17 protein-coding genes and 1 pseudogene are annotated in these 17,162 nt (G+C 46.2%); 3 read left to right on the top strand and 15 right to left on the bottom strand.

Annotation, left to right across the window (positions count from 1 at the left end; all coding sequences use genetic code 11):
• Window positions 1-10 precede the first annotated feature (10 nt).
• Window positions 11-583 (bottom strand): 3-oxoacyl-ACP synthase III, encoded by a 573-nt coding sequence (locus tag JCM10914_RS04290; RefSeq protein ID WP_023957818.1) that lies wholly within the window; start codon window positions 581-583, stop codon window positions 11-13.
• Window positions 584-638: 55 nt separating this feature from the next.
• Window positions 639-899, bottom strand: coding sequence for a YqkE family protein (locus tag JCM10914_RS04285; protein WP_023957816.1), 261 nt, complete (start codon window positions 897-899; stop codon window positions 639-641).
• 338 nt (window positions 900-1,237) lie between these two features.
• Between JCM10914_RS04285 and JCM10914_RS29685 the strand changes: the two genes are divergently transcribed.
• Complete coding sequence (locus JCM10914_RS29685; RefSeq protein ID WP_023957814.1) at window positions 1,238-1,495, top strand: S9 family peptidase; 258 nt, start codon at window positions 1,238-1,240, stop codon at window positions 1,493-1,495.
• A complete protein-coding gene (locus JCM10914_RS29680) occupies window positions 1,483-1,968 on the top strand; it encodes a S9 family peptidase (protein ID WP_231638486.1) in 486 nt (161 codons plus the stop codon). Before JCM10914_RS29685 ends, JCM10914_RS29680 begins: the two co-directional genes overlap by 13 nt.
• 60 nt (window positions 1,969-2,028) lie before the next feature.
• On the opposite strand, the gene JCM10914_RS04275 is transcribed toward JCM10914_RS29680, so the two are convergent.
• The 6 genes from JCM10914_RS04275 to JCM10914_RS04250 form a co-directional block, all read right to left on the bottom strand.
• The gene (locus JCM10914_RS04275) at window positions 2,029-2,484 is read right to left on the bottom strand and encodes a RidA family protein (protein ID WP_023957810.1); all 456 of its coding nucleotides are present in this window, start codon (window positions 2,482-2,484) and stop codon (window positions 2,029-2,031) included.
• 142 nt (window positions 2,485-2,626) lie between these two features.
• A complete protein-coding gene (locus JCM10914_RS04270) occupies window positions 2,627-4,276 on the bottom strand; it encodes an S-layer homology domain-containing protein (RefSeq protein WP_023957809.1) in 1,650 nt (549 codons plus the stop codon).
• Window positions 4,277-4,304: 28 nt separating this feature from the next.
• On the bottom strand, window positions 4,305-5,570 hold the full coding sequence (locus JCM10914_RS04265; protein ID WP_023957807.1) for a DUF4129 domain-containing protein: 1,266 nt from the start codon (window positions 5,568-5,570) through the stop codon (window positions 4,305-4,307).
• A 49-nt stretch (window positions 5,571-5,619) separates the two neighbouring features.
• Complete coding sequence (locus JCM10914_RS04260) at window positions 5,620-6,732, bottom strand: DUF58 domain-containing protein (protein ID WP_023957805.1); 1,113 nt, start codon at window positions 6,730-6,732, stop codon at window positions 5,620-5,622.
• 13 nt (window positions 6,733-6,745) lie between these two features.
• Window positions 6,746-7,651, bottom strand: coding sequence for a MoxR family ATPase (locus JCM10914_RS04255; protein WP_023957803.1), 906 nt, complete (start codon window positions 7,649-7,651; stop codon window positions 6,746-6,748).
• 219 nt (window positions 7,652-7,870) lie between these two features.
• Window positions 7,871-8,248 carry an antibiotic biosynthesis monooxygenase gene (locus JCM10914_RS04250; protein ID WP_023957801.1) on the bottom strand — a complete coding sequence of 126 codons (378 nt, stop codon included), beginning with the start codon at window positions 8,246-8,248 and terminating at the stop codon, window positions 7,871-7,873.
• A 119-nt stretch (window positions 8,249-8,367) separates the two neighbouring features.
• Here JCM10914_RS04250 and JCM10914_RS28230 point away from each other — a divergent pair.
• Window positions 8,368-8,669 (top strand): annotated as a pseudogene (locus JCM10914_RS28230) (hypothetical protein).
• Window positions 8,670-8,765: 96 nt separating this feature from the next.
• Here the strand turns inward: JCM10914_RS28230 and JCM10914_RS04240 are convergent.
• The 7 genes from JCM10914_RS04240 to JCM10914_RS04215 all read right to left on the bottom strand — a co-directional run bounded on the left by JCM10914_RS04240 (window position 8,766) and on the right by JCM10914_RS04215 (window position 16,986).
• Window positions 8,766-9,692, bottom strand: coding sequence for an NAD(P)/FAD-dependent oxidoreductase (locus JCM10914_RS04240; protein WP_023957797.1), 927 nt, complete (start codon window positions 9,690-9,692; stop codon window positions 8,766-8,768).
• 144 nt (window positions 9,693-9,836) lie between these two features.
• On the bottom strand, window positions 9,837-11,060 hold the full coding sequence (gene chrA, locus JCM10914_RS04235) for a chromate efflux transporter (protein ID WP_023957795.1): 1,224 nt from the start codon (window positions 11,058-11,060) through the stop codon (window positions 9,837-9,839).
• Between the two features lie 212 nt (window positions 11,061-11,272).
• Entirely contained in the window at window positions 11,273-12,499 is a 1,227-nt protein-coding gene (locus JCM10914_RS04230; protein WP_023957793.1) for an MFS transporter, read from the bottom strand.
• A 91-nt stretch (window positions 12,500-12,590) separates the two neighbouring features.
• On the bottom strand, window positions 12,591-13,970 hold the full coding sequence (locus JCM10914_RS04225) for a helix-turn-helix transcriptional regulator (protein WP_023957791.1): 1,380 nt from the start codon (window positions 13,968-13,970) through the stop codon (window positions 12,591-12,593).
• A gap of 47 nt (window positions 13,971-14,017) precedes the next feature.
• Complete coding sequence (locus JCM10914_RS04220; RefSeq protein ID WP_023957789.1) at window positions 14,018-15,061, bottom strand: hypothetical protein; 1,044 nt, start codon at window positions 15,059-15,061, stop codon at window positions 14,018-14,020.
• Window positions 15,018-15,341, bottom strand: a complete 324-nt coding sequence (locus tag JCM10914_RS31645) for a helix-turn-helix domain-containing protein (protein WP_370570221.1) — start codon at window positions 15,339-15,341, stop codon at window positions 15,018-15,020. Before JCM10914_RS31645 ends, JCM10914_RS04220 begins: the two co-directional genes overlap by 44 nt.
• A 250-nt stretch (window positions 15,342-15,591) precedes the next feature.
• Window positions 15,592-16,986: a helix-turn-helix transcriptional regulator gene (locus JCM10914_RS04215; RefSeq protein ID WP_023957787.1), complete on the bottom strand. Its 1,395-nt coding sequence runs from the start codon at window positions 16,984-16,986 to the stop codon at window positions 15,592-15,594.
• Between the last annotated feature and the right edge of the window lie 176 nt (window positions 16,987-17,162).

The raw sequence follows: 17,162 nt of genomic DNA, 5'->3' as shown, positions 1-17,162 counted from the left end.
AAGGCTAGTTTCAGCTGCGTTCCTGCAATCTTACGCGAATCCAATCCAATACGACCTGCGTGCCGAGGTCACCCCCTGTAGAACCATTCATAATGAGATCTGCATACCAGCGGGTGGGCTCAACATATTCATCATGACGATAGCGAACAAGCTGCAAATACTCTTGTGTCACCTCATCCCTTGAATAGCCCTTATTGATAAACCACTCACTTCTGGGAACCATCCGTTCATCAGCAGGACAATCCACATACAGTTTCAAATCCAATGTCTCCCGCAGCCGCTCAAAGTGAAAGAGGAGGAACCCTTCAATGATGACAACATCATAATCTCCACTTAACAGCGCCTGATCATAATCCGTAGAGAGACGTTGCAGATCAACGCCGTCCGGATGATTGAAATCCTCCAATACATTACCGGTAAAAGGCGCCTTGGCCAAAGGTCTGACGGATTTATAATATTTATCCATATGGTACACAGCGATCCGACAATCTTTTAATTGATCTTCCAGCACTAAACTTAAGGTTGTCTTGCCACTTCCCGAACCGCCACTAATGCCAATGGTTATGCAAGGTTTAGATATCATAACGTCTCCTGAATAGATGATATGTATTTAAAAAAGCAGGCAGCCAGGCTGCCTGCTACTTATAGTTCTTCCAATTCATCTCACTATGTTCAAGTAAATATTCAAAATCATTGTCTCGCCGCTTCTGCTCCGCTTTACGAGCATCCTCCCGCTCCTGTCTCTCCTGCTCCAGGCGCTGCGCCTCACTCGCTTTCAACGATTCGGTTGTCTCCTTCAACTTCGCGAGCACTTGCGGGTCCAGCATATCTTTCAGCGTAGCCGGCTTATCCGTGGTTTCCACACGCTTCACAGGAGCATTTCGTTTCTTCTTCGCCATCCTATTCACCTCAATTTCCACTCTATTATATCATGTTCTTAGCAGATCTGACATCGGTGTACCGGTCGGTCGCAGCGAAGGGAAGTACCGTTGATTTCTACTCCAAGTTCAGTCTATACTTACATGAACTTCTTCTACATCGGATCGAATGTAAGATTCGAAAATACCGGATACATCAACGGAGGATCAACCATGATATATCGTGTTAACTATCGTTCGGAAGATTTACATATCAAGGGTTATCTCGGCTTGCCGCCAGAACTGCCAGCAGCGCTCAGTCATTCCATGGCTGCAGAAGCAGATGGTCTGCACGATGTCACCATAATGGAAACCTTGGCATGCTCCATCTTAAATACTGGAACCAATGTATCCGAATCATCGATCGATCTAGTCTGGGAAGCAGATCCTCTGCCTCGCTGCCGAAACTGCCACTCGTCATCTATTGCCGTGGCGGGATCGGCCGTGTGGGTGCCGTCAAGTTCAAATGGGTTGAAGAGTTCGCAGCACAGGGATATGCCGTATTTGCTCCAACCTATCGGGGCAATGAAGGAGCCAAGGTCGCGATGAATTTGGTGGATCTGATATGGAGGATGTGATGACCGCATTGGAATGGTTATCCAAACTGTCCTGGATCGATCATCGACGGATCCACTTGCTGGGATTCTCGCGAGGGGCGATTAATGCCGCATACGCCGCAGCACATTCGCCGCTCGTCTCCAAAATCATTCTGTGGAGTGGTGTATCCGATCTTGCGGATACGTATGAGCAGCGAATTGACCTGCGCAGAATGATGAAGCGAGTCATCGGCGGCACACCTGCCAGATTGCCGGAAGCATACCGACTACGCTCACCGCTATACTATGCAGAACGAATCCACTGCCCTGTTCTGATCGTGCACGGCACCGTGGACGAGCAAGTCAGTTTACAGCACAGTCTCCGTATGATCACAAGATTGCAAGAGGTCGGCAACGCACCCACAAGTCATCTATATGACGGTTTAGGGCATCATTTTCCTCCGCCACAGCACATCGCTGCCATTCAGAGGATGTTTGATTGGTTGAAGGCGTAAGGATCGGATGTCTGCTTGTTATGTTGTCGATCCTTTCGTCTCAATCCTCGCATGCGTAAGCTATACCTCTACTTGAAATATGGAGTCGACTATGACGGGAAGCTGATCTCGCAACGAGACGGCACCCAGTACGGATCTTGCATGATTACCTCTGTCACCGAATACATCCATCATTAAATCCGAGAAGCCGTCCAGCACTTTATGAGGCTCTTCATAGTCTGGCGTGGCATTCACGAACCCCTGTACCTTCACTACACGCCTCACTCGGTCCAACGAACCGAGTGCTTCCCTCAGCACAGCGAGTACCTCAATTCCGGCTGATCTGGCCAAATCATAGCCATCCGCAGTCGTGAAATGCTCACCCAGCTTCCCTCTTGGTCGACCCGCAGGCCCCTTGCCTGAGACGTACATCAAACCATCTACTATGACGACATTGGCATACTTCGCCGCTGGCGAGCTTGCTCCGGGCAGAACAATACCCAATTGCAATAATCGATTCTCAACTTCACTCGACACTTCCGCCATCCCCCTATTTGAAAAATATGCCTATCCTATTTTTCAATCATTGTATCACGGAAAGTGAGGTTTACAAGATCCATTCATCACAAAAACCACCCCCATACGACCTGGTATAGGGGTGGTTTAGAATACCTATTGTTTATCGAATTAGAAATGAATAAGACCCGTAACGCTCTGCATTCGCAATGGCCTGCCACACGTCTGGCGTCTCAGCTCCTGGGTACCAGTAAGCATAACCGGCTACTTGATACGTTGCAGCCATCAGATGCTTATGAGATAAAGAACGAGCTTCCTCCGTCCATATGCGATGTGGAACACTCGCGGAGGTATAGGCCGCTTCGTATTGCGCAAGGACGCTGTTCCATTGCAGCGTCGCTTTTTGCTGCCGAATTCGCTTGCCTTGTTCGGTTAATGTGATATCCTGGGCAGAAACTGTAGGACCTACTTTCCAATCCCTTGTATACAACGGATAGGCGATGATTGTCTTCTTGGCGGGCACCTGACTCACAAGCTTAGCCAATGCTGATTCCGACCATGGCAGAGAGGATACGGTACCAGCCTTAGGCGAACCGTTCCAATGCTGATCATAGCTCATCAGAACCATGTAATCCACCTGTTTACCCAGAGCAGCATAATCGAATGCAGCGGTCCAATCCGTATTCAGATCAGGTGACACGTCAATCGACAATTCAGCGCCAAGCCGCCTCATTTCAACAGATAATTGCGTGATGAACAACGTCAGGTTCTCCCTGTCCTGCGGCAAGACATTCTCGAAGTCAATGTTGATCCCGTCCAGCTTGTATTGACTCACTTTGGCACTGATGCTGTTAATGAGCGACTGGCGCAACTTCGCATCACTCAATACCTGATGAGTTCCGGCATCATTCGCACGATTCCCAACCATGGCCCAGACCTTCCGTCCATGATTATGTGCCCACTTCAAAAGCTCCTGATCCGTATGGTCCGTCAACTTGCCCGATGGCTCCATGAAATACCAGCGAGGTACTAATACGTTCAGTTCGGCACGTTTGGCATAGGCAATGTATTGCTGGGTCGTGCCATTGTACAGCCAGCCCATATGAACTTTGGAAACGGCTTTCCTGTCAATGACGGACTGTACATTACCTGACTTGAGAACACGATTCAACAACATCGCTGTCTCCTCCCGCGTAATGGCCGCATTCGGGCGAAAGGATCCTTTGCTGCCGACGAGCCATCCCGTATCCGTCGCGCGGCCGACGGCATCCCACGCCCACTTGGCAATGGATCCTGCATCAACATATTTTCCTGCCGTCCGGGATAAAGCGGCTTGATCGCTCTCTTTCATGGCCCTGATGACCATCACGGCCGCTTCCTGCCTTGTGATGGAATCCATAGGATGAAACCGATCTCCGCTGCCCTCCGTGATGGATAGATTCAAGCCAGCATGCACAGCGCCATAATACCAAGCGGACGGTAGCACATCTCGGAATGCCGACAAATCGTTATGAACAGGCCTCAACTCCAACATTCTGCCGAGCATCGCGATAAATTCGGCACGTGTAACGGGATTGCGCGGCAAAAAAGCTCCATGACCATCCCCGCTTACGACTCCTCGATCTGCCAGAGAATTAATAGCCTCTTCGGCAAAACTTCCGGAAATATCGTGAAATACAGGTTGGCCTGGAGCTTGATCAGCTGATATGGGCATCGAGCTTAAGAGACAAGACAAGGATAGCCATAAACCAAGCATGCGCATAAAGTTGTTCAATTCGTAACCCTCGATTCTAGTAAATGATATCCACAGCATAGCAGATCTTCATAGAATCGAGCATTATTCATTTTTTGGAAGGTTTGGAACTATGTCTTAGCTTATGTTGAACCTGTTCCCACTCCTCTTTGGTTATCCTACGACTTCCGTATCGTGCTTCTTCATACAACTCAATAAGGGATTCGGGAATCGTATCCGTGTGATTGTCCCATGACTTCAAATCCCGTTCCGTTTCCCTTGGGGTCAATGCTGACCGCCACAGATAGCCCTTGCGAATGCTGCGGGACAGGATGTTCCGATACGTTGCTCGCACCGCTTGATTGGGACTAGCTTGATCCTCATTCGATGCTCCCCCGCTTCTCTTCATACTCGCGATGAAACGTCTAAACCGATGTGACGCCGGTTCATGATCGATACGCTCAACCTCATCCTCATAACCAAGAGCGGTTACTTCCCCTTGCCGGTTCATCATTCGGTTCATCCACTCGGATAGACGGCTGGTCAGTTTAGGCAATACCCTCAGAATCTTATACAGCAGAAACAATACGCCTGCACCCAATATCGCAAACACGGCATACATAAGAATCTGTTCCATCATTTTCATAAACGGACTTGGTCCGCTCGGCTCCTCCTCCATGAGAGGCATCTCGGGTACTGCTTCAGGCATAGACGGCGTCTCCGGCGGTTGCTCCGCACCTGGACCGAATAAGCCGGCCAACCAGGCGGCTATCCCACGAGCCAACTCCGAAAACCACTGCTGTAACTGGGGCAGAAATGCAACGATGGCGATTAGAACAAGTAGAACCAGAATGAAAGAACGGTTATAGCGCAACACCCGTCGTTCCAAGACAGGCTGCTTGTCACCAGGCAGCGTCTCATTTAATACTCGCTGATGATTCGTCATAAGCAGAGTTATAATGAGCGCCGCACCGCCCATCCATGCAAGGACCGCACTGCCTGTATCGAAGGACTCCATGAAGTGCAGGATGAAGCTGCTTACGCCATATACGATTAAGCCAACCAGATAGGATGTGCCTGGAAACATCATATGCCAGCTTACCTGTCCCATTCGACTACCCCTGTAGGTTGTCATGAATAACAACGGGATCGTATAGGCGAGCATAAGATCCATTCCAAGTACGGCAAATGAGATGGCAATGGATACAAGGAGCGCCCAGAACACGGCAGCATAACGTCTGCTAATCTTGAACAGGATGCCTCCTAAATAACCGATAACATAACTGCCAAAGACAATGAATGGCCATGCCACGACAAGATGCTGCGGGAACAGATAGAAGGCGGGAACGAACAGTACTGGAAAAACAGCACACACTCTATGAATCCGTGCCAGCCGGCTCTGACCAACCCCGTCACACGATTCATCATGCCGTCACCTCCTTCGCACTGGAAGGAACGCTGTGGGATTCCAGGTAGACGATCTGAATCGTATGCCCAAGATCTCGGAACTGCTGAAGCATTTGTTCCAACCTTGGACTGACATAAGTCGTCAGGATTAAGATATCCCTGATTTCACGATGACGGTGCAGTTCCTGTCCCAGATAATCATGAAAAGACAGCCTTCTGATCAGTTCCAGTCTGGCGAGCATCTCTAGTATCAGATCCTGCTGTGATCGTCCGCCTGCAATCGGAATAAACGCATCCTCGGAAGACTCTTCACCCAGCATTCCATTGCTGCCAAATCCGACCTCCATCCCTTGCGACAACAAGTGAGCGGCAATGCCGGCACTTTGGCGGATACCATATTCGATCGGTTCCGGCTTCGTTACCTTGCTCCACATCTGTTCATGATCTTCGATATTCAGATAGATCATTAAACGGCTGTCCGCCGTTGTATCCCGTCGATGAACTTGTAGTTGCCCCGTTCGTGCGGTAGCCTTCCATTGAATGTCCTTCAATGGATCTCCGTCCCGATATTCGCGTACTCCCGAGATGTAGAACGGGTCTTCCATAATCCAGCGTTTGACGAGCAAATCACCCATCCATGTCTGTACCGGTAGTTCCATGTCCGATACATCTATCGGCATGGGGTACACAACAATCCCCCCAGCTAACGTATGACTCTTGACCATTGATTCCATTCCGAGCAGATCCCCCGTGGTCATCGAGACGGTTCCGAGCTTGTACACCCCTCGGCGTCCCGCCTTGATTCGGTGCCTGCGTACGATCTTGGTCCAGGGCAGCAGGCTGAAGAAACTTTTATGGTTCTGATTGAATTGACCTTCGCTAATATCCAGGTTCAGTTGGCTGTCGAACACCAAACCGGTTCGGAATTGAGATTCCACTCTCAGCCACGGAACGGGAAATGCCTTGCGGTTCTCAATCGTCTCGACGAGTTCAACAGCATCCCCTTCGTAACAAGCGTTAACCTTGAACGCTCGGCGGTAACTTAATTTTTTGAATGAAAAAGATCGGAACAACTTCCCTTGAATCAGGACCATGATTGCGGCAATAATTAAGATCCAATATGCTCCCATAGAAGATCGCCTCCTATGACGTTATGCCTTCTTCTGTTGGTACACGTACCTGTTGTAACAGTCGTTCAATCACTTCTGCCGCGGCCGTTGCTCCACCTCGGCTATGCAGCGTGCCGCGCAGCTTCAAACGGTGTGCCCACGTCGGTACGGCCAGTTCTTTAACATCGTCCGGCGTAACAAAATCCCGGCCTTGCAGCACTGCCTGCACCTGCACAGCCTTTAACAGCGCCTGGCATCCTCTCGGACTTACCCCGGACAACACGGCCTCATCCTGCCGCGACTCTTCAGCTAAAGCGATAATATAAGCCAGCATTTCATCGCTGACATGCACTTTGTTAACGACTTGGCCTGCTTGTACAATACTTTCAGCTGAAGCGACTGCGTTCAAGGATTCAAGCGGCTGATTGTCTATGAAGCGCTTGAGGATATCGATGCTTTCGCCTGAAGTCGGATAACCCATATTTAGCTTGAACAAGAATCGATCAAGCTGCGCCTCCGGCAGCGGGAATGTGCCTTGCTGCTCCAGCGGATTCTGCGTAGCCATTACCAGAAACGGCTCCTTAAGCCGATGCGTCACGCCGTCAATGCTAATCTGCCGCTCCTCCATACATTCGAGCAGACTGGACTGTGTGCGGGGCGTAGCTCGATTAATCTCATCGGCGAGCAGAATATTCGTGAACAGCGCGCCGGGACGGAATTCAAATTCCGACGTCTTTTGATTATAGAAATAAATACCACTTAGATCGGACGGCAGTAAATCCGGTGTGAACTGAACTCGCTTGAACGTGCAATCCACGGATTTGGAGATCGATTTGGCGAGCAAGGTTTTACCTGTGCCCGGTACATCCTCCAGCAGTACATGACCCGAGGTGACCATGGCGATGAACAATCTGTCAATCAGCAGCTCTTTGCCGACCATGACTTTGGAAACGTTTACCCGAATTTGTTCGGCAAGTCGGCGTACGCTTCGTAATCTGTAATGATGGTAACCACTCCTTCTGTAGTTTAACTTACAAGATTCGCCATAACCTCTAAAGATTCCTGTTCGAATCATGAATATTAAGCATGAAAAATAAGACCGGATCAGCTGCAGCAGCCATCCAGTCGCATCGATAACTCAGAATGTATAAGTTCGGGCTTAAGCCTCGCCTTCAGTTTCAACACGTTCCGCTTCGCTATGGGCAAACCATTCATCCATTTCCAATTCGGCTTGCTCCCTGCTATCAGTTCGAATATCAATGTAATGCTTAACCTCGGGTGAACGAGCATAGAAAGGTTCGAGCTCGGCGACCCATTTCGTATAATCCGGGTGATGCTTGAAGCCGACCAGACGATCCTTAATGCCTTTCCAGCGAACCAAGAGTACATACTCATCCCGTTTCTCCACACATTTATGCAGCTCATGTTCGACATAACCTTTTTTCGATAACAGGACATTGGAGGCGCTGCGGAACGCACTTTCGAAATCACTTGACAGACCGGGCTTGATATATAGAGCTGCTGTTTCGAGAATCATCCTTCGTTCCCCCTTTGAATAGCTTGAACGGATTGGCGGATATCGGGCACAGATTAGGCGTAGTCTAGTATATGCTGATATAATGAGAAGCATGAATATATCATTAAGGATGAACACATATGGCATTCGGCATTAATCGAGAAGAACTTAAACATTGGAAGAAGCAAGTTGCCCAGGGCGATATCGCTTTTCTAACCCATTACTGGTTCGACAAACGCTTTCCGCAATTCAACACGGTTACGAAGGTGGCTGCGCCGACATTCACCGTCTTCAGGAATGGTGCGTCGCCAACGATCTTAACCCGGATTACATTCACTATCGACTTCCGTATCCGCACTTCGATCTCATCGGTCCGAAACAGACCGAACTGCTTCGCAAATACGAGCTGTACGACCATATACAGCGGTTTGATCTCAGCTAAATCTCAAGCACAAATACCCCCGCGATGGATGGGTCACATAAGTTCACCAAGAACTGTGCCTTTTGCGCCCGCGGGGGCAGCTTGAATTTTTAGCGCTCAGCCACCGGCATTCATCTTTTTCAATGCCTTGTTGATCCAGATGGCTGCGGTTGCGCCCTCACCCATGGCGACCGTCGTCAGTTCCGAATGCACGCCAACGTCTCCGGCAACCCACAAATTTTCTACGCAAGTCATTTTCGATCTGGGATCACTCTTCACATGTTTATTATGTTCAAGCTCCGCCCCTAACTGCTGCGCCAACTCGGAATAGATTGCGTTGCCGCCGAACGATATAAACCCACGTTCTGTTTGAAGTGTTGTGCCATCCTTGAATATCACCGAAGATATGGTTCCGGCTTCACCCTTAATCTCAGCAACCTCCTCCTCAATATAAGGAATGCCTTTCGCCTCCAGTTGCCGTCGGTGCTCCTCCGATACAGCGTGCCCCTCATGATTGATATAGGTGATGTCTTTCGTGCGCTCGGATAACAGGATGGCCATCGAAGCGCCTGGGTCTCCAGACCCGATCACGACGGTCCGGCGATCTTGAATCTCGTAGCCGTCGCAATCCGGGCAGACGAAGACAGACGTGCCGAGCAGTGACGATAATCCGGCTATATCCGGGTAGCGATCCATAAGGCCTGTTGCCAGCAATAGCGTTCTTCCCTCATATTGTGTTCCATTCTTGTTCGTCAATCGAAACCCTCGTGCTTCAGTCTGCGTCGCCGAAGCGATATCATCCTTCACGAACTTGACGCCAACTGACTCCGCTTGTTTACGGCCGCGAGCTCGCAGCTCATCACCGGACACGCCGTCAGGCCAGCCGAGAATATTGCGGTAACTCTTGCAGATCGTGGAACGACCGTAGCCCCGGTCGATGACAAGCACTCGATGAGCAGAATATCGTCCCAACTGGATAGCTGCCTGTAATCCGGCAATGCCACCTCCGACGATGATGCAATCTTCCACTTCCTTGTTATTCATGTAAACAGTTCCACCCATTTCTATATCTGATTTCGTTACACTAAAGTCTACCCTCATTATTTAACCAATCGGGCATGATTTACTCCCTCATAACAAATAGACCTTAACCAATCACGTTAAGGTCTAGATCCGAACTCCTGATTTCTATAATAGTATTTGACCAGCTAACGCCCCAGCCAAGACAACTAGCCACGGTGGGCATTTCCAGAACATCAGCATCCCGAAGAGTGCAGCCCCGATCACAAATTCAAGTGGGCTATGAATAGAGGAAGTCCATATCGGATCATACAATGCAGCCAGCAAGATCCCTACCACGGCAGCATTCATTCCCGTTAGCATCCCTTGTAATTTCGGGTTGCTTCGAATGCCATTCCAGAATGGCAGTACCCCGGCAATTAGTAGATAACCCGGCAAGAAAATAGCTAGCGTCGCCACGAGACCACCAGGGATTCCATGAAGGATTACACCCAGATAGGCTGCAAAAGTAAACAGCGGACCCGGTACGGCCTGCGTCGCGCCGTAACCGGCCAAGAAATCGTCTTGGGCCATCCAGCCGCTGGATACGGTTTCGTGCTCGAGCAACGGCAGCACAACATGTCCGCCGCCAAATACGAGTGACCCTGCGCGATAAAAGCTATCCAGCAGCGTGACCCATTCATTGCCCCATACTCCAGCCAAAAGTGGAAGGCCTAACAACAACAAGACAAAGCAGCCAAGATGAAATAGACCGGCCGTTTTACCTAACGGAACCTTGAACTCAGAAATCATAACATTCGGCCGTTGCTGATGATATATGCCCAGCCCGACAAGACCAGCCACCACGATCACGCTGACTTGTGATAACGGCGAATGCCATAGCAGTACAACCGACATGGCCAAGATGGCTATGAGGGCTCGACTTGGACCGTTTGCCAGCTTCGAGGCCATACCAAGAACCGCTTGGGCCACAATCGCGACTGCTACAATCTTCAAGCCTTGCAGCCAGCCCGCGGCGCCTGGATCGAGGGATTGCATCACATAGGCGAATACCATCAAGGCAACGACGGATGGCAGCGTAAATCCCAGCCAGGCAGCCAGCCCTCCCCACACTCCAGCCCGCATCATCCCTACGCCGATGCCGACTTGGCTGCTGGCCGGTCCAGGTAGGAATTGCGCCAACGCTACGAGATCCGCATAATTTTGTTCACTGAGCCACTGTTTACGTTTTACATACATTTGATGAAAATATCCAATATGTGCGATGGGTCCCCCAAATGAGGTTAGTCCAAGCTGCAATGCCGTCCACCCTGTTTCCCACACATCTCTCCAATTCGAACGCGGTGTCACATTCGTGCTCGAAGACGGTTCCAGTGGCATCTCTTTATTCAATTCGTTAACCTCCTCCGCAATTCCCAGTTTACCCAACTTCCAGAATAACGGCCGGACATCTCGCCAACTACCGATTTATGTTAACGGAATGTAAAATATCATCAAAAAAAGACATAGAAGCTCTCTACAAAAGAGAAAGCCTCTATGCCTAGCAGTTTTATACTTTTACGGTTTCATATGCTTAGTATATTCCAATACGAATCCATATATTCCTATCGTGCTTCGCGTTCGAGAGGTCCCGAGATCGTGCCCGGTTTAGCGGCACCAAACCCGAATATAAACAAGATCACCACAACGACGGAGAGGATCATGAGCGGCGCTTTCCAGCCGTCTGTTGCATCATGCATGAATCCAATTAACATCGGACCGACAGCCGCCAGCAAATAACCTAGCGATTGTGCCATGCCGGATAAAGCCGCTGCTTCGTGAGCCGTCTTAGTTCGCAAGGTGAAGAACATTAAGGACAGACTGAAGTTGGCACCGCCGGCAATCCCCACGAGCATAACCCACAGCAGCGTAAGTGAAGTCAGACCCGACAGCAGCCCCAGATAACCGGTTAACATGAACAAGGCCGACACGGTGACGAGTACACGCTGATTCGGATTCCGACCAGCCAGCACCGGGATGATGAAAGAGAACGGTATACTGACAAATTGCAATATCGATAACATCCAGCCGGCAGCGCTGTAATCCATGCCTTGGCTTCTCAAGATTTCCGGCATCCATGAGATATTGACGTAGAACGTGAAGGATTGAAAGCCCATAAACAAGGTGACGCACCAGGCGATCGGGGAACGGAGGACGCTCGTTGATTTTGGAGCGCTGCCGGAGATCTCGGCCGGGCTATCCGCGATACGTCGGCGGAATACCCATACCAGCACGCCAAGCACCGACAGACTGCCCCAGAGCAGCAACGAACCTTGCCATCCCAGACCCGCTTGTACGGCCAAAGGCACACTGACCCCAGAAGCGATCGCTGCAAGCAGATTCATCGATGCGGAATACGTACCGGTCATCAGCCCTATCTGATGCGGGAAATCTCGTTTGACCAAGCTCGGGAGCAATACATTGCCTGCCGCTATCGCCATCCCTAATAGAGCAGTGCCGACCAGTAATGTAATCGGTGAAGATATGGAACGGATGCCAATGCCGAATGTCAGCACGACCATACTGACCAATAATGTCGTCTCCAGCCCCCATCTCCGAGCGATCCCCGGCGCGAAGGGCGACAGAAGCGCAAAAGCCAACAATGGCAGTGTTGTCAACATGCCCGCCAGCGTGTTGGAGATTCCCGTTTGCTCCCGGATGAGACCGATTAATGGCCCCACCGACGTGATCGCCGCCCTCAGGTTAATGGCGATCAGCATGACGCCCATGATAAGCAGCCATGTAGGCTTAGTGGAACGTTGATTCTCGTTATGAATGGTTCTTGATGTCATACTACAGGACTCCTAACTCGTTACATATGTCAAAATAAACTTATTCGATCTTAGCATACTTCCAACGACATAAGCTAGACCTTTAACCAATTTAAACAATCGGACTCCACGCAAAGACCGATAGCTTCTGTACTTGACTCATAAGTTCGGCGTAACGCTCCTTCGTCTCTTCCGAGGCTTGATGGCGGAACTGCTCGAACAGCCCCATGCATCGGAGGATGCCTTTGTCGCTTTTGATTCGTAAAGATGATGACATGCTATCAACAATATAGGAGAGTCCACGGTCATAATTTTTAGAGTGGATGTAATAAATGCCGAGTTCAACTAGTAATCTCGTATAGCGATTCAGTATAACTTGATTGTTATACTTTCCAGTGAGGTTTCTGAATTCTCTATAGACAATATGTTCACTAAAACGTTCAATAATATGATCAATATCTAGCTTTTGTTTATTGGCGGTTATAACAATATCACATAAAGCTTGAAAAATTTCATCATCTACTGCTGCAACACATTCAATATAATCATCCAGAACTTCAACATTACCAGACATTAATTGATATAAGTACAGATTTAATTTGCCCCACTCGTTGTACTGACGGATATACAACAGTTCGTCATTGTTCGGATTTACTATCCAAATTGGATTAAAATATAGTTCCACATATTCTAATGCTTTAATATAATCACCAAATTCGCTACTAACTTTAGAGCGAATCAGATAGCCATATAGAATATACACGATTAATGGTCGCTTGGTGTTTATATTATTCTTATTAGTTTTAAGGTATAGACGATACTGGACCATTGCTTTGTTAATCATTTTTTCTGCAAGCTCATCAACCTTCTCCCAACTATTCAGGGTCAAATTCACATTAATTAAATTACCAAGTGCATCCAATTGATAATCCTCATCCAAACGGTCTATAAATGGCTCGAATTGTACCACCGCCAGTAAGTTTGAATCCAGATCATTACTGAGACGAAGAGTAAATAATCGGTATTGACATAAAGCTAAACGTTCAGAATGCTGGTATCTCTCGATTTCTGCTAAACATTTGTAAATCAAAATGGCAGCCTCATCTTTACCGTCTTTATAAAAGCCCTCAGCAGTATCAAATAATTGTGTAATATAGGAGTTACTATCCAGACTCAAGTTAACCGCTTGTTCCAAACATTTCAGCTTATTAAGCTCAGCACAGCGTTGGAGAAAAACCCCCAAACGACGCCAGTTCGGTACAACATGAAAGATGCATTCTTCTATATAAATTTCATAGAAATAACCTTCCGAAAGCTTCATACCTGCCGTAATCCTGTCTAGCTGTTGCATTGAAATTGGACGATTCCCATTAATAATATTGCTCAATGTCCCACTATTTACTTTCGAAATATCGGCAAATCGATTAATGGTCATATGATGTTCACGCAAGTATAAATCTAACTGTTCTCTAATCGTGGTTGTCGATTGCATAGTAACAGCACCCCTAAGAAAATAATCAACAATTTATAACCACATAATTAAATCAAAGGTCTCCATTCATAAATGGATGATTTCTGTACTTGATAGATTAACTCAGCATAACGATTAATCGTTTCCGGAGTTGCTTTATGACGATATTGCTGAAAGATCCCCATGCATCGCAGTACCCCTTTATCACTTTTAATCATTAAAGAATAAGACAAGCTGTCAACGATGTATGAGAGCCCGCTATCATACTCTTCTGAATAAATATAATAAATTCCAAGCTCAGCCAGTAGGCGTGTATAACGGGTCATCGTCACTTGCTCATTAATCTTGGCGAATGAACATGAGTGATTCTTGAGTACAAGGTAATCCTGATACCGTTTCAATATGTCATCAATATTAATTCGATGACGGTTAGCTACAATCATAATATTACATAATGCCGGAAAAATTTCATCTGTTCTTGAATCAATAAAGTCTATGTAATTACTTAACTCACTTAGCTTTCCATTCATTATTGAAAAAAGATAACGATTAGCTGTCGCCCATTCGCTAAATTGATTAATAATAACCATTTCTTCTTCGTTAGAATTTTTCACCCATGAAGGTTTGTCATATTGTGAAACATAATATAAAGCACGATCATATTCACCACGTTCTCGATGAACAGAACCTAACATTAAATTAGCGTATAATACGTATAAAATAATCGGTTTCTTAGGGATTTTACTCGATATAAAAAGATATCGATCTATCTGGTAGTGAATTTCAGCTTTCTGCTTCATTCGTATAGCTAACTCTTCAACTTTATCCCACCTACTTAGGGATCGATAAATGTTGATCAACTTCATATAGGCATCAAATTGATAATTTTCTTCCAATCGATCTAAATATGGTTCAAAAAGAACTGAATTCTCTAAATTCACTTCTTGTTCATGACCCAATCCAAGGACAAAAATCCGAAATTGGCAGAGAGCTAATCGCTCAGATTGTAACCATTTCTCACACTCAGCAACACATTTATACAATATGAGTGCAGAATCATTTTTTTCATTATAAAAAAAATGATTCTGCCGTTTCAAACAACAATGGTGCATAATTTAGATTCTCCATCGTCATTCTAGCAGCTTTCCGCAAGCAATCCAATTTACCCAATTCTGCACATCTCTGAAGAAAGGGACCTAATCTACGCCAGTCGGGGATAGCGTGAAATATACATTCATGAATATACGAATCATAAAAATATCCGGCTTCCAACCTCATACCTTCAGTTATTCGATCTAATTGATGCATCGACATTGGTCGATTACCATTAATGATACTACTAAGGGTTCCACTATTAATTCCTGATATTCGAGCAAATTGATTTATTGTCATTCGATGCTTCTGCAGATAGTTTGATAACTTCTCGCGTATCGTGGCTGTCGTATGCATTTAACCACACCCCTGCAAGATATTATTCCCGCTAGCTAGAAAGATTAAAAAAAAGACTCCAATTTAATGGAATCATCTTTTTGTTATTAATTTATGCTATTCTGCACCAACGCCATGAGTACTACTCAGGGTACTAATTCCACCGTTATCAAAATTGCCGTTAAATGAAGGATTAATAAACACCAACAAAAAACTACATATAACTAGCAGACAAGCCAATTTTCTTCTCATTTAATTTATGCACCTCATTTACCATTTTTTTATATTTGGACTGAGATTCATCTGATGAGAGATGTCGATATTTTTCAAATAATCCCATAGATCTCAACATTCCAGTATTACTATTGATTATAATACTATATTTTAAACTTTCCAACACATAATCAATGCCTTTTACAATATTATTTGAGTTTAAATAATACACTCCTAACTCGGCTTGTAATCGTGTAAAACTATTTAATACAACATGTTTGTTTACATTTAACATACTATATCTTTGTTCCTTATACGTTAGATGCTCTTTAAAACGATCTAATATATGATCCACATTAATCCCGTATAAATTCGCAGCTATAATAATATTGCATACAGCTGAAAACACCTCATTTTCTCTACTTGCAATAAACTCTTCATATTCTGATAATACTTCGATTTGTCCGTTCAATAATTGATGTTGAAATTTGTTAGCAATCGACCATTCATGAAATTGATCCAATATTTTACGCTCGTCAATAGTAACAGGGTTTATCCAATCTGGTGCTTCATATAACGATAAATAGTATAGTGCTTTTTCATGGTCTCCTCTCTCACTACAACTATGTTCTTGAGTTAAATAAGAATATAGAATATAAAAAATCAAAGGATTTTTAGGCCCAAGTCCAGCAGTTAAAGTAGGATGACCTTTCTTCAATTTATAAAGAATCTTTGCTTTATCACACAACTTTTCTGATATTGTATCAACTTTTTTCCACCTGGCTAATGATATAAATACATTTAATAATTTGACCAGTGCATCCAACTGATATCTTTCTTCCAATCGATCCACAAAAGGCTCGAAATGAACAGCCGCCTGTGAGTTCGCATCCTGATCATCACTGAGCCCAAGCGTAAACAAACGATACTGACACAGCGCCAGTCGTTCGGAATGCTGGAATCTCTCGCTCTCAGCAACACTCTTGTAAATTAGAATAGCAGCCTCGTTCTTGCCTTCTTTGAAAAAGGTCTCGGCTGTTTCAAATAATTGCGGGATATAGGAAATATTATCCATAGTCAAATTAATTGCTTTATCCAGACAATCCAATCTGTTCAGCTCGGCACATCGCTGAAGAAACGGTCCCAGTCTGCGCCAGTCTGGTGTTGTGTGGAAGATGCATTCTTCTATATACAAATCGTAAAATGAGCCTTCTGGAAGGTTCATTCCCATTGTGATTCGGTCCAACTGCTGCATGGAGATTGGACGGTTCCCGTTGATAATGTTGCTCAGTGTTCCGCTATTCACCCCCGATATATCGGCAAATCGATTAATGGTCATCACATGCTCATGCAAATATGATTCTAACTGTTCTCTAATCGTGGCTGTCTTTACCAAGCTAACACCACCCTCTAGGATCACAACCCAAATTTTAGTATATTTATGTATACTCTTATATTATTCATTAATATAACAGCGGTCAATACAAATATTAGTAATAATATGATATATTATTCCATTAAATCTACTAAAAGGGTTCGAAATCGTCTGCCCAAATCAAAAAAAGAAGTGCC

This window comes from Paenibacillus sp. JCM 10914 (genome assembly GCF_001315105.1).
In the GTDB taxonomy this organism is placed as follows: domain Bacteria; phylum Bacillota; class Bacilli; order Paenibacillales; family Paenibacillaceae; genus Paenibacillus_AQ.
The sequence above is the reverse complement of the archived record's forward strand: the minus strand, read 5'-3'. Positions and strand labels throughout refer to the sequence as shown.